This is a genomic window from Lysinibacillus sp. FSL K6-0057 (genome assembly GCF_038630885.1).
Classification (GTDB): Bacteria; Bacillota; Bacilli; order Bacillales_A; family Planococcaceae; genus Lysinibacillus; species Lysinibacillus fusiformis_F.
This window is the reverse complement of the sequence record NZ_CP152047.1, coordinates 4084721-4103973: the sequence shown is the minus strand read 5'-3', so window position 1 is coordinate 4103973 and position 19253 is coordinate 4084721. Positions and strand designations below refer to the sequence as shown.

Here is a 19253-nt window from a genome sequence, read left to right as displayed (position 1 = left end):
GTTTAAACATTGGAAGAATATCATTATATAAGGGAAATACAAAAGGAAATAACAAGCATGATAGAAAAGGAATCTAGACGACAACAAATGAAAGGAACGAACCGCTATATTTTTGACGGTGAAAAAAATATAGACATACTGCAAGAGTTATATGTTATTAAATCTGTAATTCAAAAAATAATGGGTAATTACAAGCCGAATGTAGTTGCAGAAGTAGAAAAAGAAGAAGTAAAGAGTTATGCAAGCACAGCAGCATTAGAAATAGTTAATACTTCTTTAAAGCAGGTAGTTGATGAATTAAATAGACTTAAGGGACTTGTGAACAATCTAAATAATTATGTAACAAAGGAAGAGTTCAATACTGCTATTTCTAATATACCAAATGGTAATGTTACTACTCAGGACCTCTTGAAAGTAAAGGACTTAATAAGAAGAACTAATGTAAATTTAAGCAAAGAGGTTTTAGAAAGAAAAACTGCTGACTCTGCTTTAGGTTTAACTACTACAAATCTATCTACCTTCGAAGGTTTATATGTAACTGTTTTTCAAGAATATATTACTTATATAAACAATTATATTGAAGAAATTTCAAACACTACATTTAGTGTTAGTGATAAAGCCTTTAGTTTTATTAATAACAAAATGGTATCTTATAATGCTCAAGATTATTACAATACATCAGAGTTTTCACATGACGATATGAAGGTAAAAAGTTATTCTGGAGGTCTAAATACTTTCACTTCTGAAAAGAGTATTGAAGATATAAAGCAAATCTTAGACCCAAATAATGAATATTATTTTGATTCATTTGGTGTTTTTACTGAAAAAAAACTATTCTGGGCGTTTTTTAATAATTCTATAAAGGTGGTTCTCTACGATACGGAGTTTGATACTTATGTTAATATTCCGATTGATGATATTCTTGCATTTTTACCAACAAATTCCTATATAGGTGCAATTGAAGTTATAGGTTCTAATTTTGAAAGTGGGCTTATAAAAGTTTCCTTTGTAGATCATTCGAAATTTTCTTCTGCTATTTTAGAAATTGATTCTTATGGAATTATTCTTGGATTACATTGTATAACAAATAATATATCCACAGCAGTCAAGAAAGATGGAAAAATATATGTTTTTAGCCATCAGAAAGACATATTGATTTATGAAAATCAAGTTCTTATAGAAACAGTTCTTTTTGGAAGTAGTAACTATATAGATACTGCTAAATTATTTTTTCCAAAATTAAAACTCATAAATTTTCATAAAAACAATGGAAAGATACAGGAGGCATATGCAACTGCTTCTGCTTTAAATATTGTAAATTTCAATAGCAGTCCTAATGTTTTAGGTTTTTATGAGATTTCTTCTTATGACTTAGGTCCTGCGATAGATTCTGATTTAGATAAGATAGTAGATGTTTCAAGCGAAGAAAGTGAATATATTTATGTAAGCATATACTTCTTCCCAGATTTGTTGGTTACTGGAGTTGCAGTTGGATACAGTTGATGAAAGGAGGCTTTAAAATGAAGCGGATTAATACATTAAAGAATCAGAATGACGAAAAAATACTTCTTGAGCAAAAGTTGATAAATGTTGAAATAGAATTAACTGAAATAAAAGACCTTCTTTTGATTCTAGTAAACAAGGAGAGTTCAGACTCCTCTACAACTGGTAGTTAATTTCTGAATTAGAAGGCGGTGAATATTAAATGGAGGTATTAACTTCTGTATGGAGCAAGTTAATTAGTTTATTAAGTAACATTTTTATATGGTATTACGGGTTAATTGTTAGTTTATTGGGGATTTCCTTTACAAGTGACACAGCAGAGTTTTATGTAGTTATGGGTACAACTATTTTTTTAGCGGTACTGTTTGATTTTACGTTTGCTGTTACTTGTGCTTGGTTAAATAAAAATGCAGTAATAAAAAGTAGACGAATTCGTGATACATTCGACAAATTGGTCGCGATGATTATTCCTTTCGCTTTCCTTTCCTTATTTTCATTAACTTCAAAATCTTTCGAAAGTCTAGGTTTACTACATAATATCTTAGACGGTATAATCATTTTTTATATTGTTGTAGTTGTTCTTTGCGAATTGATTTCAGTCTTGGAAACAAGTGCTGATATGGGATTTCCTCATGCTAGAGTTATTAAAAATAAAATATTGAGGATTTATGAAAATTATATAGAAAAGGAGGATGAGGAAAATGAAGATAAATAAAGATTATATGTTAACAGATTCTGAAGCAATACAAGTAACAGGTGGAAAAGGAAACACAAAGAAGTTCCTTACAATCCACGAAACAGGTAATCTAAATGCAAGTTCCTTGAATCATGCAAAATTACAGAAAAGGCTAGGCATGATACGAAGTAAAGCAAGTTGGCATTATAGCGTTGATGATAAAGAAATCCACCAAAACTTTGAACATTCTTGGAAGTGTTGGCATACAGGCACAACAGCAGGAAATAACACAAGTATTGGAATCGAAATTTGTTGGGTAAAAGATTTTGATAGTGCAGTTAAGTTAGCCGCGCAACTAGCAGCAAAGATCTTAAAGGACGAAAACATTCCTTTAAGCAACATGAGGCAACATTATCACTGGAGTAAGAAAAACTGTCCTGAAAGAATTAGATCCGGAAAGTTTTGGTGGACTTGGGACAAGTTTGTGGCCTTAGTTAAATCTTATTTGAATCCAACAGTACAAAAGAAAGAGGAAGTAAAGCAACCTGCGGTAGTTAAGGAAACAACATATGTACAAGTTACTGCAGATAATCTTTGGACTTACAATACGGCAAATTGGACTGATAAATACATTTCGTACAAAAAAGGTACTACATTTACAGTAGTAAGTACACATACAGTAGCAGGTGCAAAAATGTACAAACTAAAGAGTGGAAAGTATATAACGGCAAGTAGCAAGTATGTCAAAGTTTTTACTAAGTGATTAGTCTAATTATGTTTTATTAATAACACTTCATAATATTTATTAATAAAAAACAATTGTTATTAATAAAGCATAATTACCAACAAGTGAGCATAAAAGGAGGTAATTATTATGCAAGATTTACTGATAATCTTTATTGTTTTCCTCTTACTCCTAATCTCTTTCGTTCTTGTTTATAAGTTCAGTAAGAGTCAGAAGTTGAAGGAAATAGCATTTAATGTAGTTGTAGATACCGCTTCTGATACATTACAAGAGTTGCTGAAAGTGGTTAAAGAAAGAATTGATGAAAAAACTTCTGATCAAGAAAAGGTTGATGTTGATAAGGTTTTAGCCGAAATTAGTGTTGAGTATCGTCAAAGATTGGTTAAGGCAGGGCTAGACAAAGAACTTATTGAGCAGTTGTTTTTAGATTTAATTAACAAATCTATTGAAAGTGAGTAGTTCTTACTACCTATCAAATTCGCCAGAAATAAATCATTTTATTCGCCCAGAAATAAATCCCTATAAAGGAATAATAGAAAGAAGAAAAAAATAAAAAATAGAATAAAATAGAATAAAGGAGATTAAATTCTTCTTTAAATTATTAAGGCCATAAAATAGAGTAATACAGGCTATTTTGGACGACTTTAGCCGTTTTTAACAAACAGACATAAAAAAGACTATAAAAGAGTTAATCCTCTAATTATAGTCTTTTTTTGCTATTAAGATAATTTAAAATCTCTTGCTTTTTGAATACTTTCGAAGGCTTTACCCAATGGTTCTGTATCATAATCGTGCTGATTGCATACTGTTTCAATATCTTTTAATGCTCCTTCAATTCTATTTAAAAGAACCTTTACTCTGTTTTCCGCTTCGTTTGTCATATTTATTTCCTCCTAATCCTATTCCTTTTCTTTTAATTATAAAGGAAGGAAGGATTGGCGCCAATTAATAAAAGACCCCCTATTAAAAGGAAGTCTTTTATCTTTACCATATAGATACTGCATGACTATAAGCACTAAAGAATATGTGGCTTAATTCCTTGATCGTTTGCTTATGTGCTAACTTATAGTCCTTTTCTTTATGTTCTATTTTTTGTAGTGTACATACTACATTTTCAAAACTGATTCTTAAATCTGTAATTGTATCTAAAAATCCATTTGGCAATCCTTCCTTTTCTGCAATTTGGTTTAATTCCTCAACACTTTCCATGATAGTTGTTAAACTAGTAAGAAATACATTGTAAACTCCTGCAGGGATAACACTTCTAGAATATCTTAGTGCGAACTCAACTCTTTCTTTTGCTGATTCTACCTCTACTGTCTTTTGTTCCATTGGTAATTCTACTTCGATTCCATTTTCATTAGTTCCATATTTTTGTCCTGTGTGCTTTCTTGTTAACATTTGTCAACAACTCCTTTTCGTCTTTAGTTTGTTTTGTTTTACATATATACATTTCAATATAAAAACACTAAATACTCTTTTTTATTTCTGTTTATTTTGTAGGTAATTATACTTATTTTTAACTACCAATGGTTAATAAAAATAAGCATATAGTACTACTTAATTAATAAAGGAAACTACCTATCGCTGGTTAACTGTTTATACAGGTCATAACGCGAAAGGGGTTGATTTTATGACATTTGTACAAGAAAGAAGTAAAAGGAATATGTTTGAAAAAGAGGTGTTTGAGTTAATTGATCAAGTAGCGAATAACAGTAGTTTAGACTTAGAATTCGTTACAGGTGCAGTTTCTGATCTAGATGAAGATGATAAAGTGGAAATTACAGAAGAGGAGCATTGGGAGGCTAAAACAAAATCTGATCTGCTAATTAAAGCAAACTTTAAGGTTTTGGGTATGAAAGAATCCTTATGTATTCCAATCTCATTGAAATATGCAGGAAATTATGAAACAAAGGTTGCTAATAGATTTAAGAAGGCTATAACTTATCAGAATGTGCTGAATGGCAATCCTAACGATTTTTTAGTAGCAGACACACATCAGTTGAAATTGGCTATAAACGAAGGTTCACTAGGTTTAACTTTATTTAAAGACTACTTTGATAATAAAGTATATATCTATTCAAATACTCGACTTGTAGCAAGTATTACTTCTGAATGCTTTATAGATACCGAAGGTGGGATTCTTAATTTCAAGAAGTTTAAAATGGGCGATATTTTTCATAGTAAGATCAATAAAGAGGAAGGCGAATTTAAACGAAAAAATATTATTAAAAAAGTATCTACTGCTTGTTCTACTACAAAACTAGCATTAGAAGCAGTTATTAAGGAAATTGAAAAGAAAATTGAAAAAGAAAAAAAGCGAATTATTGCATTAAGAAGTGACCCTCGATTTGCAGAATATGAAAATCTAATCAGAGACTACACTTCAAGAAATCCAGTTGTTGCTTGTCGTACTTTTGAAAGAATTTCTTCAACAAATCTTTCGATTTGCACGAATGTTTATTTTGAAAGCAATCTTCCAGAAATGCTTTTGAAGAAAGAGCAAGTTGACGAAATTATAATAAAAGACAATCTACTAACGAAAGAGTATTTCGATATGTTTGTTGCAGGATTTGATATAAGACAGATAATTAGTTATGCTATAAACTATAAATCAATCGAATCTTACAACAAGCATATTGAACTTAGAAAGAAACTATACATGAAAGCAGACGGACAAATACAAGATAGAATAGCAGTTGTAAGTCCTTCCTGTAAGAAGTGTCCTAATGCTCCTTGGAGACCTACTATTTGGACTAAGTTTATATTTGGTTATAAAATATTTTTAAGATAATTATAAGGAAGGATTGACGGTCTTGCTATTAGACTATCAATCCTTTTTTATATCCTTTATAATTCCCTTATAATCCTATTATAAAAGGAGGTTATTTCCAGTGAATAAAGGTAAACGCGCGGTAGGATATGTTCGTGTAAGTAGCAGCCGACAGGCCGAAGAAGGACATAGTTTAAATCACCAACATCAGAAAATAATACAGTATGCAAATGATAATAAGTTTGAACTTGAAGATGTTTATGAGGACGCTGGAATAAGTGGGTATTCCGACAATAAACTAATAGAATACGAACAAGGAAACACAAGAATAAATTTAAAAAGAAAAGGTATGATACAACTTTTACATGCCATAAAACACCTAAAAATTGATTACATTCTAGTTACAAAGTCTGACCGTTTAGGTCGTGATTCAAACGAAAGAGCCTTCCTAAAAAGGTTATGTGTAAAGTACAATGTGGAAATAATTTATATAGATCAACCCGGTTTCCGTGGTGCATCTGACGACCCAATGGAGCAATTGATAGATGCTATATTCCAAGCGTTGGACCAGTTTTACAGCATGAATTTAAGTATGGAAGTAAGAAAGATACACGAAGATCTAGCACGAAAAGGGTTGTATACAGGCGGTAAAGTTCCTATTGGGTATAAACTTAAAGAAGTAAAAATAACAGAAAAGAAATCTGAAAAATATTATGTAATTGACGAAGAAACAGCACCTACAATTAGGCTTATTTTCAAAATGTATTTAGACGGTTATGGTTATACAGCGATAGCAAATCACCTAAACGAAATTAAAGCACCGGGTATTGCCTTTTGGAAACATGCGAACATCATGACGATTTTGAAAAACGAAAACTATTACACGCGAGTATGGAATAAATCTCAGTCCTTCCAAAAAGCAGGAACGGTTAAGCCGAAAGAAGAATGGATTTTCGCTAAAGAGGGAGAGCATGAAACTATAGTTTCGGAAGAAGATTTTATTAGAGTTCAAGAAATAATAAAGTCAAAAACGAAGAACACAAATAGAGGAAACAACCTAAACGAAGATAGAGACTATAGAGGAAAGGGTAAATACCTTTTAACGGGCTTTATTAAGTGTGGAAATTGTGGGAAGACTTATACAGCAAATAGAACAACAAGCAAGCGTAGCGGAACTGTTAATTACTATTTCACTTGTCCTTCAAACAACAGTCTTCCACGCGGAAGTAAGTGTTCAAACAACCTAAACATGGCAAAACTGGACTTCATGGTATGGCAAGAATTATGTAAATATCTATCAACAGATTCAATAATTGATGAAATTGACAAGTATCTGGCAACAAAAAATGAGGAAAACCGTGTCTTAAATCAAAAACTTTATGGATATCAAAAAGAATTAAAAGCATTAAAAAAAGAACACGATAATATTTTTAAATGGATAGGTAAATTAGATCCAGACGAAGATGAAGAAATCTTCAAAGAGTATAATGAAAAACTATCTAGCAACAGAAAAGCAAGAAAAGAACTTGAGTATTTGATTGAAGATTATGGAGAACCGTTGCAAGAAGACATGAAGTTTCCTAGAAATATTAAGCAGATTAAAGGCGAATGGCTATTTGAAGAGATTTATTACAACCACTTAAAATTCGAGGTTATTGTTTCAATTTTTGAGCAATTAATAGATCATATTAAGGCAACGAAAATAAATGATAAAGAAACACAAATTGATATATACTTTAAATTTAATCATCCATCAGTTCATGAGTTGGTAGATTTCAGAGCAGCATTAAATAAGAAGAAACTCACAACGAAGACAAGAACAAAAGAGGAAAAAGAAGCGGTTACAAGTAAAATTATCGGGTTTATAACTGACCTGTATTTGGGTATTGCTAACAGAGTGCCGTCTCCATTTTACAATTTCATTGAGTTTCAATGAACGTCAAAACCCTTGGTATTCAAGGGTTTTTTCTTTTTCACTGTTTCATTGAAACTCAATGGATTTCAATCAACCATAGTCAAAACCATGGTCAGTAATTGCCTTTACATACTCAAATAATTAGCAAATTTATTAATTGCTCCGTCTTTAGCTTGTTGAGAAACATGAGCATAGATGTTCATCGTTGTTCTGATATCTGTATGTCCCAGTCGGTCTTGGACTTCTTTAAGACCAGCGCCTGCTTCTAATAATAGAGAGCAATGCGTATGGCGAAATCCGTGCGTTGTTATTTTAGGAAGCTGATATTTATTTAATACGTGCTCAAGCCATTTACGTGTTTTGGTAGGCTGTAAAAATTTGTTTTGCTCATTGCTGAACACCAGTTGTTTTGGCTGCAATGTGTTAAACCCTAAAAGGAGATAGTCTTGTTGTTGCTGCTTTTTCCAATCTTTTAAAGTATCCATTGTTTTTTGGTCCATTTTTATTGTACGAGGAAAACGTGTCTTCGTGACTTTTTCATATATCCTATTTTCTTTGCCTTTGGAAAGTGCTTTATTAATGCGAATCTCATTCTTTAAAAAATCCACATCGTTCCAAGTTAATGCAAATGCTTCGCCTTTACGCATGCCACTGTAAGCAAGGAGTTGAAACAGAGTATATGCTTTAAAATTTGTTTCTTGACCCATGTACTTTAAAAATGTATTCAGTTGCTCTTTAGTGTAGAAATTTCCAAGTACATCTGCATCATAAAGATGAGTGTTTTTTAGATTTTTTGGCATTTCTATTAGAGCGAAGGGATTCGCTTGTAAATAGCCACGTTTGATTGCAAAATCAAGCACTTTTGCAGCATATGACTTCACCATACGGAAATTTTTCAGCTTTGTAGCCCATTCATCAACATGACGTTGACATACGTCCACATTCATCTTATCAATTTTATAATTCCCAAGTGCCGGTAAGATATGATTGCGGAAAATACCAGTAGTTTTAACGAAGGTACTTTCTTCAACGCGTTTCTCATATTGTGTTATCCACAAATCGTATACATCTTGATAAGTTTCAGCTTGCTGCTTTCTGAATGAACCTTTACTAATTTCAAGCTTGATACGAGCTAATGCAAGGTCAGCTTCCTTTTTTGTTTTGAATCCACGGCGAGTTGTATATTGTTCTTTGCCAGTTAGAGGGTCGACTCCAACATAAAGTTTGAACATGTAACACTTTTCGCCACTTTTTTTTGTATAAGGTTTAATGATGCTAGTTTTTCTCATTGTATATTTCCTCCTCGTTATCCATACGGAGGCAAGATAAAGAGGGTGTTAGTCTGCTACACTTTATAGCATTGTCTTTATCATACAAGATAAAGTTGCTGACAATCTACTCTAGAATATCGTTGCCTCATTTTTTGTTTTGTAAATTAAAAACTATGTTCACTGAAAAACGTGTCAATTTCTGATTTTGAAATACGTTTTACCCCTTCAATCTCGCAAACCCTTAACCCCATTTCTCGGTACTTCATAAGAGTGTTATAGGAAACGCCTGCATAAGCGGCTCCTTCTTTTAAGCTCATCCATTCTTTATTTTGGTGTTGTTGCTGCAAGTCCTGAATCGCCTGTCTTAATGTTGTTAAAATAACAGTTTGCAATTCTTTTTCTAATCTTGCAGGCATGTCCAGTTGTAAAGTCAATGAAATCCTCTCCCTTAGACTTTGATTACAATTTGTTTTTTTATCCTAATCGGATAAATTTAACATCATAATACAATAAATCTTAGAGCTGAAAATCAAAAACATGTCGTACCCCTTTAAAAATTATTTTTCATGGTTTTGGTAATAGATGAAATTCAGCATTTACAGAATCGTGCTATTTAGCAAATGATGAATTATTTTGTTACATTAATGTATTCATTTTGGTGGTCCTATTTTATTTATAGGGACACCAGCCTCTTATTAGATTTTCCAACAAGAATTTCGAATTGCGCGGCGAGTATCAGGTAACAATGAGATTAGCTGGAACAACATGGAGCATGAGATTAAGCCGGTAGTTGGGAAGCAACAGAAGAAAAAGAACAGTAGAGTCCCGATTTATCCAAGTGATGAAAGGAAAGCACAATGGTTAATGTTGCTTGCCGAACATCCAAATACAAATCGAAAAGAATTAAGCAAAATAAATAATGGGTTATTTGCATGACTACGAATACATGAACGTGAGTGGTTCGATGAGGTAACACTAAGAATAAGAAAATCAAATAGAATTTAGAAAGGGAGTTCGTGCGGATTCGCACGAATTCCCTTTATCATTCGGTAACATTTTGCATTTCTAGCTCGGCAGAAAGTTTATGGAAAAGATTTGTGAACTCTTCGAATAAAAATTCGTTTGTTTCAATAATTCCATCAAAGAATTCTTTACTTAAAGAGTAATTAAGTTCGGATACTGATGGATGTCCAATATTTTTAAAATCATCTTTTGTCAACATACCAGTGTGCATAAGGCTATTTCTTAATTTGAATACATCGGAAATACATTTAGCTGCTATAGGATTTTTTTCAGATAGCGTGGTATTAAATAAGTAATAGTAAATGAGTTTAGTATATGTTTCTTGGAAGTTGTTTTTACCGCTATCTATAAATTTTTTTAACACAACATCATGGCTTTTGAAATTAAAGAATTCTTGGACGCACATTTTGAAAAGGGTTTCTATTGAAATAGCAAGAAACATTATCATTTCTGGAAATTGATGTGTATTTAATGCAAAACGAGCTTTATCTTCGTAAATTATATAAGTTAAAGAGTCATATAAAGAACCGATTCCTTTTGCTTTATCTAAAATGTCTGCTGTCACAGGTTTAATATCATCTGTGTAATTTTCAATTATAGAATCGTCTTGTATAAAGAAAAATCTAGCGTTAGGTGGCACTTTAGCATTGCTAGGGATAAATACATATTCGGTGTTTACCCCAATACATCCACTTAAATGGTTAAGCGGTAAAGGTTGAATCCAATACATACCTGTTAAATGTCCTAAAGCGGATAAAAAACCGTTTAGTTTATTTCGGACATTTAAAAAATAGTGTTCATAAGTATCTCGTTCGAGTTCGTAGTAATGCCCGAATATTGCGTTGTCTATTTTTAAAAAGTTAGATTCATCAATAAATTTAGCTATAGTTTCTATTTCGAGAGCATCCACAGTTGATTTTTCTTCATCGAAAATAAAGTCTATTTTGAAGTAAGAGAAATAATCGTCTGCTCGTAATTCGTATCTACTTAAACTTTTACTATTGAAAATCAGTTTATAAGGTAAATGAATTTTGGCTAAAAGTTTCATATGATTCGCTCCTAAATAATTAATATGAAAACAAAAGATTTATATAATTATACAATAATTGTAATTCGTGTTCTTTTTTGTTTATGATAATTATTAAGCATTTATTTATTTTCTATTCTGCGGTTTGAGAGGAAATCTAATGGCGCATCGTAAAAGAGGTGTTTTTCAGCACATTATGGCTGACGAATCTATTAAGTTGATTAGAAGTTATTTACCTTCAGAATGGGTTATCAGAGAATATAATCATGACTTCGGAATAGATATAGTTGTTGAAGTGTTTAAATATGTGGATGAAGAAAATTTAATTTGTGAAGCGGTTGTTGACATGTTCTTTGTTCAACTTAAAGCTGTTAAAAAAGCAGATATATCATTAGTGAAGGTTTACTCAAGAAAGAATGGGAGAAGTATCGTAATATATTGATAGAAGTGAATCGTTTAATTGAAGAAGGTAAATTTGATGATGAATCATTTCGAATATAAGGTTTTGATTGGTCACCCATTAATAATTAATGAAATAAAAATGCTTTAGGATTGTCTTGTAAATCTATCGGACATAAACGAAGAGATATGTAGGGAATGGTGTTTGCCTACCTATTTAGCGAAAGAAATGAGAAGTTAATTTAATTGGGAGTGTTGTCAAATGGTTAATTATTCTTGTTATGTATGTGATGAGCTGTTAACAAAAGAAAATGAAACATCAGAGCATATTATTTTAAATGCAATTGGGGGTAAATTAAAGTCTAAAAGATTAATTTGTCGGATTTGTAATTCTAAATTTGGTAGTAACATCGATGATGAATTAGCGGAGCAGTTGAGTACATTTTCGACACTTCTTAATGTAAAAAGAGATAATGGGAAGCCGCGTAATATTAAAGGTGAATATAAAGGTACAGAGATTTATATTGAACCTAGTGGGAAGATGAAGAGAGCAAAGCCTAAGATTCATATAGACGGAAATAAGTATGACATTACTACGTCAACAATATCTGAAGCTAGAAGTGTTATGAATGGTTTAAAACGTAAATATCCTAAGTTGGATGTTGAAACAGAAATTGCAAAGGCAAAAGTTGATGAAGTATATTTACCAGAAATTAAAGTTAACTTTGGTATTGGTGGAGAAAATGCATTTAGGTCTATTTGTAAAGCTGCAATAAATTATTATATTTTGTGTGGTGGTGATAGTTCATTTATCAAACATCTTATTCCATATATAGAAGGGCATTCAGAAAACGAAAATGTATACTATTTTTATCCCCAAAATGAAGTGTTTTATAAAGGTAAAGAAGAAGTTTTTCACTCTTTAATATTAATAGGGGAGCCGAAGAATAATAAACTATTTGTATATGTTGAGTATTTTAATGAAATAAAGTTTATTGTGATGTTAAATGAAAATTATGAAGGACCAAGTATTTATAATTCTTATCATTACGATGTGGTTTCTAATAAAGAAGTAGATTTTGATAGGAAATTCATTATTACGACTAGAGATTTAAAAAGATATGCAAAAATAGAACCGGACGTTGATGCAATAATTAAACGAGTATCTCACTTGTTACAACGTATAGATAAGGTGAAAGTGAGCCGGAGAATAAGTGAAATAACATCTACAGCTATGGAAGTGGTGAAAAGTAAATATCCAGAAAGTGAGTATGAATATTTTACTCCTGAAATGATTAATCTTTTTACAAATGAGGTTGTTAATAAGTTTATGTTGTCGTTTCAACATAGAATATTTGATAGAGACAACTTAGAAAATGTAAATTTTTAATGTTGTTTATACTATGTGTTTGCAGAACAAAGAGCTGCTTGAGCGAATAAAGTCGAATCAAAATTAGAACAAAGAACTGCTCGATGCTGGAGCAATGAAGGAAGAACAGGAGAATCCCCCACGGATTCTCCTGTTTTTGCGTAAAAAGGAAGTAAACTAGATGCATCGAGGGATTTTATGTGGATTAAATTGGAATTAAAGACTTCACTTGTTATTATTGGTATAGGTAGTGCCTAGTATATGGAAAATTATAGAAAGGAGAGGATGGTTTGGGTATTTATAGAAATTTTGCATTGGGAAGATATTGAGACAGCAAAGAATGATTGAAAGAATATTAGATAATCCAGCTTTAAGAATGATTCAACAACAATAGGATATGATGTCAAGAATTATTCAGCAACAACAAATTGCACAGCGTTTTTTTCGATGAGAATGTTTTTAGTGCAACAAATCAAATAATAAGTCAGTACGATAGTATTCAGCATCTAGTAACACAGCCTTATTTGAAAATTATGAATCGGCAAGCACAGCTAATAAATAACATACTCCCAATGGTTTCTACACTTACAATTGAGAGGTATTGGAACAAGTTGAGGAATTTGAGCAGGAGAATCTAGAACTCCGTGAACATGGTTCTAGTGATATAGCCGCTGAAATAACTGTAAATAATAGCATTTCACAAGTAGGATTTATCCCAGAAGAAGTAGAAAAATTAAAAGAAATTGGTAATAAGAATAGTGGTAACTTGAAAAGCTTTTTAATGTAAGTTTTCGTAGGGCTAGGTCAAGATGCTGTGAAATATGTTATTACTAAAATTATCATGCCTATTCTTCTAGTGAGATGAATCAGTTGAAAACATGGTTAAGGGTTTTGAAAGTGAAACTACGGAACAAGTTCAGTATTCTCAAGAGCAAGTAAAAGTAAAAAATGAGGTTCAAGCGAATTTTTAAGCCATATATGGATGAGGCTAATCAAGAATTTTTGTTGAGAGCTGGGAGAATGAAATCTGCACCAGTTATATATTATGAAAAAGTACAGCCTTTTTAACAAGTAAAGGTGTTAGGTTATAGACGGAAATGGTTGAAGGTAAGATTGGAACAACGCAAGGTAATATAACGGGTTGGGTTGAAGGTTACAAAATAAAATAGATGATTTGTGATTAATTACAGTGCAAACAAATTGGTCTTTGGAGAAATAGAGAATGGAGGGGAAAAGATGAATGAAGAAATAGTTAAAAGTTTGATGAAACAGCATGGATTCTCAACTGTAGAGGGATTATATAAACATTTCAATCAAATTAGGGCAGAAAGTTTTGCTACTAAGGATGGATTCTATGATGAAGATATGAAAATAAATGAAGAACTTGAGCGAAGATTAAAAGAGATTGAAACTTCTCCTTCACAAACAGATTATGAGCGCTATGAAGCTTTAACGAAAAATAGACCATATGTAGTTTTATTAGGAGCTGGTGCTAGTGTAGCTGCAATTCCAAATGGAGATAAAAATGGGATGAAGACATCCGTTATGAAAGGCTTTATTGGAAAGTTAGGGATGAAAGAAATAATAGAAGTGTTCCAATAGACTTTCAAAGTGATAATTTAGAAGACATATATTCGTCATTGTCGGAGTCTGAAGAATATGAAGCGATTCGCATCGAATTAGAAAATAGGATTTATGATTATTTTAATAAGTTTGAAATACCTGATGAGCCTACTATATATGATTTTTTAATTTTATCTCTTACTAATAAAGATTTGATTGCAACTTTTAATTGGGACCCATTATTGACGCAAGCATATCAAAGGTGTTCGAATATCACACGGAACTTACCGGAATTAGTTTTTTTACATGGGACTGTTTCTTTAGGTATTTGTTACAAAGATAAGAGTGCAGGACTTATCGATGAGTGTTGCTCAAAGTGTAGAAATCCATTTGAGAAAATTCCTTTGTTATATCCGGTTAGGGAAAAAATTATGAACAGAATCTATTTATCAAAGACCAATGGAATATTGTTAGACAGTATTTAGAACGTGCGTATATGTTTACTGTATTTGGATATAGTGCGCCTAAAACTGATAAGTCTGCAATTGAATTATTGAAAATGGCGTGGGGAGATGTTGAGAAAAGAAATCTTGAAGAAATAGAAATTATAGATATAGCTGATGAGGATACTTTAAAAGATAGTTGGAATGAATTTATTCATACTCACCATTATTCGATACATACTTCTTTTTTTTGATTCAACATTGGGTATTAGTCCTAGAAGAAGTTGTGAAGCTACATTTGATAGATTAATGAAAGTACGATTTTTAGATTGTGAAAAAGGATTTAAACTGGGGCTGAAATTCGAAGAAATAGAATCTTTATTATTGCCATTGTTCGATGAGGAAGATTTAGAACTAGAAATGTTAAGTAATACGTATCTATAGCATGTAGAAATTAGGTGTAACATGGACTTGTATCAAATTTTTATAGATTATGGTGTTCCGAAAGAACATTTGGATTCAATGAAAGAGGAACTAATAGAAGTAGATAAATACGAGTATTATTACGAAGAGGTAGGTGTAACACAATCTGAAGATGTTAAAATCTCTAAAGTAAGTAGTGTTAGTAGACATCAAGGTGATTCTTGGTTCAATACGATGGAAAAAGTATTGAACGATGAAGATAGCGATATAAATTTAGAACCGTATAGGTTTGAAAAATTAATAAAGTTAATGAAAACTTATACTTTAGAGGAGATTCGTCTTTTATTTAATTCAAAAGAAATGGGTTCAAACATGCATTTTAATTATTATATAGAAGATGATAGGTATGTACAGCATACTGATGGTAACCATAGGACTATCCTAGCAAAACTACTTAAAGTGGAACAAATTAAACCTCTTGAAGTTACCAAATGTAAGCGAAATGAACAAAAATACAAACAATATATTGAAAGTGAGAATATTTACTCTGTTATCAAAAAGTTTGCAAAGTTAAATAGCTTGATTGTGTATGGTGATTTTTATGACTCTGTATTCGAAGTAAGGGATGAACAAAGCTATATTTTGTTTGAATTTAAGGGTATTAGCGTATCTGAATCCTTACAAATAAGAGAAGACAAGGTGAAGTTTAATAATGAGCTGTTTAAGGGTTTAATAAAAGAAGTTCAGGCAAAAGATAAGTTTGAGAAGGTGTTTAAACGAACTCCATTATTATTTTTAAGGGTTTTTGGGGAATTAATAGTAAAAAAAATTTCAAATAAATATGTGAGAATGGGTGCATGGGCTGCTCTTCGGAAATGGGAAGATAAAAAAATTGAAGAATATATTAAGAAAAGGGGGTTACGTTAAACTTTCCTTACTATGTCCAAACATAAAAAAGCACTGTTTCTGACAACAAAGAACTGCCAAAATTAGAACAAAGCCCTGCTCCATCATTGGAGCAAAGCCAGAGAAATAGGAGAACCCTCACGGATTCTCCTGTTTTTGCGTGGGTAGGGCAAGAAAAAACTTAGGCGACTGATAATAAGGAAAGAACTCGGAAAGCGCGTAACGAAATCCCATACAGATAATTATTGAGTTAAAACTAAAATATTCTGAAGTGAACATTGAAATCACTTATAATAAAATTAGAGGTACACAGTTACTGTTGTATTGCATATCATTTTGCAATAATTTTGCGGTACTGTTTATTTATATAAATGGAATAATATCACAAATGGAGGAAGTTCAAATGGCTCAATTAAAATTACAAGAATTAGAATCGCATCTTTGGAAGTCTGCGGATATTTTACGTGGGTCGGTGGATTCTAGTGATTTTAAAAATTATATATTCGGTTTACTGTTTTTAAAGCGTTTAAGCGATGTATTTGAGGAGCAACGTGAGGAAATTATCGCAGAGCATGGGGAGGAAATTGGTGCGTTATTAGTAGACGACCAAGACCAGTACCAGTTTTTCGTGCCAGAAGCTGCACGTTGGTCTGTTATTCGTACAAAGGCAGAAAATATCGGTTCTGCTATTAATGTGGCATTTGAAGCACTTGAAAATGAAAATGTGACTCTTGAAGGTGTACTTACGCCAATAGACTTTAACCGTAAAGAAGTACTAACAGATGGCGTGCTACAACGTTTATTACAGCATTTTGAACTACTTGATTTACGTAACGGTAACTTATCAGAGCCGGATATGCTTGGCCGCGCTTATGAGTATTTAATTAAAATGTTTGCCGATGATGCTGGAAAAAAAGGTGGCGAGTTCTATACGCCATCTAAAGTAGTAGAGCTAATCGTAAAGCTCATTAAGCCAGAGGAAGGCATGCGTGTATACGACCCAACATGTGGTTCGGGCGGGATGCTTATTCAATCTGTTGACTATGTAAAATCTACAGGAGGTAATCCACAGTCACTTTCATTGTTCGGACAGGAGAAAAACTTAGGTACTTGGTCAATTGCGAAGATGAATTTACTGCTACACAACTTACCTGACCATCGCATTGAAAAAGGCGATACAATCCGTACGCCAAAGCTTGTAGAAGATGGAGAAATTATGCTATTTGACCGTGTAATTGCTAATCCTCCGTTCTCATTAAAGGAATGGGGACGTGAAGAAGCAGAGCATGACACTTACGGACGTTTCCTATACGGTTTACCACCGAAAAATGCGGGGGATTACGCATTTATCCAGCACATGATTGCTTCACTAAAAGCAAATGGGATGGCTGGTGTTGTTATGCCTCATGGTGTGCTGTTCCGTGGTGGTGCAGAAGGAAAGATTCGTGAAGGTTTATTACAAGCTGATGTTGATTTATTAGAAGCAGTAATCGGGTTACCTTCGAATTTATTCTATGGAACGGGTATTCCAGCGTGTGTACTTATTTTTAATCGTGAAAAAGACGAGAAACGTAAAGGCAACGTCCTATTTATCGCAGCAGAGGATGAGTACCAAGAAGGTAAAAACCAAAACACGTTACGTGATGAAGATATAGCAAAAATTGTCGCAACATTTGATGCAAATGAAGACGTTGAAAAATACGCGCGTATTGTGTCATTAGACGAAATCAAAAATAATGATTACAACTTAAATATTACACGCTATATTGATAAAACAGAGCAGGAGGAGCAGGTAGATATTGTAGCTGTTTTACAAGATATTCAAGCAATCGAAGCTAAACGTAACGAGACAAAAGTGAAGTTAAATGAATACTTACGTGAACTTGGGGTAGGTGAAATTTAATGAGTGAAGTGCGTGAAGGGTATAAAATGACCGAGCTTGGGGAGATGCCGATTGAGTGGGAAGTAACAAAAATAGAAGAGTTGATTAATAGTAAATTTATTACTCACCATATCGATGGTAACCATGGCTCGCTTTATCCCCGTTCTGATGAATTTATAGATGCAGGCGTTCCATATATCTCTGCTAACAGTATTAAGAACGGTCGTATTGATTTTAATATGGCTAAGTATTTATCTGCAGCAAGAGCCGCAAAATTTAAAAAAGGGGTAGCTGAAGATAATGATGTGTTATTTGCCCATAATGCAACAGTTGGACCGGTAGCATTACTGAAAACGAAAGAAGATTTTGTCATATTAAGTACATCATTAACACTATTTAGATGTGAAGCAGATAAACTTTCTTCGAACTATTTAATGTATTACTTAATGTCCCCAACTTTTAAGCATCAGTATGAAAAAATAATGGGACAAACAACACGAAATCAAGTTCCAATAACAATACAAAAACAATTATTATGTATTCTCCCTGATGTAAGAGAGCAACAAAAAATTGCTTCAATTCTTTCTACAGTAGACAAGCAAATTGATGAAACCGAGCAGTTGATTGTGAAAACTAAGGAATTGAAAAAGGGTTTAATGCAGCAATTGCTAACAAAAGGGATTGGGCATACGGAGTTTAAGCAGACAGAGCTTGGGGAGATACCGGTTGAGTGGGAGATATTTCTTTTGGAAGAAATCGTGTCGGTATTAGATGGTATGAGAAAGCCAATAAAAAAGAATGATAGACTTAGTGGTCCTATACCTTATTATGGAGCAACAGGCATTATTGATTGGGTTAACGATTTCATATTTGATGAACCATTAATTTTGGTGGGGGAAGACGGAGAAAATTTAAGGTCTAGGGTACTTCCGATGGCTTTTAAAATTCAAGGTAAGGCATGGGTTAATAATCATGCACATGTTGTAAAGCCTAATCCAAATGTGAATATTGATTATTTAACATATTATCTTGAGTCAATAAATTATGAAGATTATATTACAGGGAGTGCGCAGCCAAAGTTAAATCAAGCTCAATTGAAAAGGGTGAAAACTTTACTGCCTAAACTGAATGAACAACAAAAAATTGCCTCAATCCTCGCAACAGTAGACGAGCAAATCGGGGTTTGCGAGCAGGAAAAGGCAAAGTATGAGGAATTGAAAAAGGGATTAATGCAGCAGCTTCTGACAGGTCAAATTCGTGTGAAAATTTAGTTCAAAGCAAAGGGGATTTGTATGACGAATTTTCAAAGAGTCGGTTCAATTAGTAATGCACATA

Annotated in this window: 23 protein-coding genes; 18 read left to right on the top strand and 5 right to left on the bottom strand. The window is 32.5% G+C overall.

The features are described 5' to 3' along the window. Positions 1-9: 9 nt before the first annotated feature. The 5 genes from MHB40_RS20450 (at position 10) to MHB40_RS20430 (ending at position 3383) form a co-directional block, all read left to right on the top strand. Positions 10-1503 carry a hypothetical protein gene (locus MHB40_RS20450; protein ID WP_342533341.1) on the top strand — a complete coding sequence of 498 codons (1494 nt, stop codon included), beginning with the start codon at positions 10-12 and terminating at the stop codon, positions 1501-1503. A 17-nt stretch (positions 1504-1520) separates the two neighbouring features. Next, positions 1521-1676 (top strand): hypothetical protein, encoded by a 156-nt coding sequence (locus MHB40_RS20445; protein WP_342533340.1) that lies wholly within the window; start codon positions 1521-1523, stop codon positions 1674-1676. Between the two features lie 29 nt (positions 1677-1705). Continuing rightward, a complete protein-coding gene (locus MHB40_RS20440; RefSeq protein WP_342533339.1) occupies positions 1706-2218 on the top strand; it encodes a phage holin family protein in 513 nt (170 codons plus the stop codon). After that, positions 2205-2942: an N-acetylmuramoyl-L-alanine amidase gene (locus tag MHB40_RS20435; RefSeq protein ID WP_342533338.1), complete on the top strand. Its 738-nt coding sequence runs from the start codon at positions 2205-2207 to the stop codon at positions 2940-2942. The genes MHB40_RS20440 and MHB40_RS20435 overlap by 14 nt, the downstream gene beginning before the upstream one ends. A gap of 111 nt (positions 2943-3053) precedes the next feature. Continuing rightward, positions 3054-3383, top strand: a complete 330-nt coding sequence (locus tag MHB40_RS20430; protein ID WP_342533337.1) for a hypothetical protein — start codon at positions 3054-3056, stop codon at positions 3381-3383. 260 nt (positions 3384-3643) lie between these two features. Here MHB40_RS20430 and MHB40_RS20425 read toward each other — a convergent pair whose 3' ends face one another. After that, entirely contained in the window at positions 3644-3805 is a 162-nt protein-coding gene (locus tag MHB40_RS20425; RefSeq protein WP_342533336.1) for a hypothetical protein, read from the bottom strand. A 103-nt stretch (positions 3806-3908) separates the two neighbouring features. Next, positions 3909-4325, bottom strand: coding sequence for a hypothetical protein (locus tag MHB40_RS20420; protein WP_342533335.1), 417 nt, complete (start codon positions 4323-4325; stop codon positions 3909-3911). Positions 4326-4557: 232 nt separating this feature from the next. Between MHB40_RS20420 and MHB40_RS20415 the strand changes: the two genes are divergently transcribed. Beyond that, on the top strand, positions 4558-5718 hold the full coding sequence (locus tag MHB40_RS20415; RefSeq protein WP_342533334.1) for a hypothetical protein: 1161 nt from the start codon (positions 4558-4560) through the stop codon (positions 5716-5718). A gap of 100 nt (positions 5719-5818) precedes the next feature. After that, on the top strand, positions 5819-7633 hold the full coding sequence (locus MHB40_RS20410; RefSeq protein ID WP_342533333.1) for a recombinase family protein: 1815 nt from the start codon (positions 5819-5821) through the stop codon (positions 7631-7633). A gap of 104 nt (positions 7634-7737) precedes the next feature. Here the strand turns inward: MHB40_RS20410 and MHB40_RS20405 are convergent, their stop codons facing one another. Beyond that, positions 7738-8901 carry a site-specific integrase gene (locus MHB40_RS20405; RefSeq protein ID WP_342533332.1) on the bottom strand — a complete coding sequence of 388 codons (1164 nt, stop codon included), beginning with the start codon at positions 8899-8901 and terminating at the stop codon, positions 7738-7740. Between the two features lie 146 nt (positions 8902-9047). Beyond that, complete coding sequence (locus MHB40_RS20400; RefSeq protein ID WP_342533331.1) at positions 9048-9317, bottom strand: helix-turn-helix domain-containing protein; 270 nt, start codon at positions 9315-9317, stop codon at positions 9048-9050. 331 nt (positions 9318-9648) lie between these two features. On the opposite strand from MHB40_RS20400, the gene MHB40_RS20395 reads away from it, so the two are divergent. Beyond that, positions 9649-9819, top strand: a complete 171-nt coding sequence (locus MHB40_RS20395) for a hypothetical protein (protein ID WP_342533330.1) — start codon at positions 9649-9651, stop codon at positions 9817-9819. A 106-nt stretch (positions 9820-9925) separates the two neighbouring features. On the opposite strand, the gene MHB40_RS20390 is transcribed toward MHB40_RS20395, so the two are convergent. Then, positions 9926-10954: a hypothetical protein gene (locus tag MHB40_RS20390; protein WP_342533329.1), complete on the bottom strand. Its 1029-nt coding sequence runs from the start codon at positions 10952-10954 to the stop codon at positions 9926-9928. Positions 10955-11093: 139 nt separating this feature from the next. Between MHB40_RS20390 and MHB40_RS20385 the strand changes: the two genes are divergently transcribed. From MHB40_RS20385 to MHB40_RS20340, 10 genes are all read left to right on the top strand, one after another. After that, complete coding sequence (locus MHB40_RS20385; RefSeq protein ID WP_342533328.1) at positions 11094-11375, top strand: DUF4365 domain-containing protein; 282 nt, start codon at positions 11094-11096, stop codon at positions 11373-11375. A 219-nt stretch (positions 11376-11594) separates the two neighbouring features. Further along, a complete protein-coding gene (locus MHB40_RS20380) occupies positions 11595-12722 on the top strand; it encodes an HNH endonuclease (protein WP_342533327.1) in 1128 nt (375 codons plus the stop codon). A gap of 580 nt (positions 12723-13302) precedes the next feature. Beyond that, complete coding sequence (locus MHB40_RS20375; RefSeq protein ID WP_342533326.1) at positions 13303-13488, top strand: hypothetical protein; 186 nt, start codon at positions 13303-13305, stop codon at positions 13486-13488. Between the two features lie 449 nt (positions 13489-13937). Next, a complete protein-coding gene (locus MHB40_RS20370; protein ID WP_342533325.1) occupies positions 13938-14303 on the top strand; it encodes a hypothetical protein in 366 nt (121 codons plus the stop codon). Positions 14304-14341: 38 nt separating this feature from the next. After that, positions 14342-14749 carry a hypothetical protein gene (locus MHB40_RS20365; RefSeq protein WP_342533324.1) on the top strand — a complete coding sequence of 136 codons (408 nt, stop codon included), beginning with the start codon at positions 14342-14344 and terminating at the stop codon, positions 14747-14749. A gap of 11 nt (positions 14750-14760) precedes the next feature. After that, a complete protein-coding gene (locus tag MHB40_RS20360) occupies positions 14761-14961 on the top strand; it encodes a hypothetical protein (protein WP_342533323.1) in 201 nt (66 codons plus the stop codon). Positions 14962-15016: 55 nt separating this feature from the next. Beyond that, positions 15017-15151, top strand: a complete 135-nt coding sequence (locus tag MHB40_RS20355) for a hypothetical protein (protein ID WP_342533322.1) — start codon at positions 15017-15019, stop codon at positions 15149-15151. 21 nt (positions 15152-15172) lie between these two features. Beyond that, the gene (locus MHB40_RS20350) at positions 15173-16057 is read left to right on the top strand and encodes a hypothetical protein (RefSeq protein WP_342533321.1); all 885 of its coding nucleotides are present in this window, start codon (positions 15173-15175) and stop codon (positions 16055-16057) included. A gap of 382 nt (positions 16058-16439) precedes the next feature. Further along, on the top strand, positions 16440-17939 hold the full coding sequence (locus MHB40_RS20345; protein WP_342533320.1) for a type I restriction-modification system subunit M: 1500 nt from the start codon (positions 16440-16442) through the stop codon (positions 17937-17939). After that, positions 17939-19189: a restriction endonuclease subunit S gene (locus MHB40_RS20340; protein WP_342533319.1), complete on the top strand. Its 1251-nt coding sequence runs from the start codon at positions 17939-17941 to the stop codon at positions 19187-19189. The genes MHB40_RS20345 and MHB40_RS20340 overlap by 1 nt, the downstream gene beginning before the upstream one ends. Positions 19190-19253: the final 64 nt, after the last annotated feature.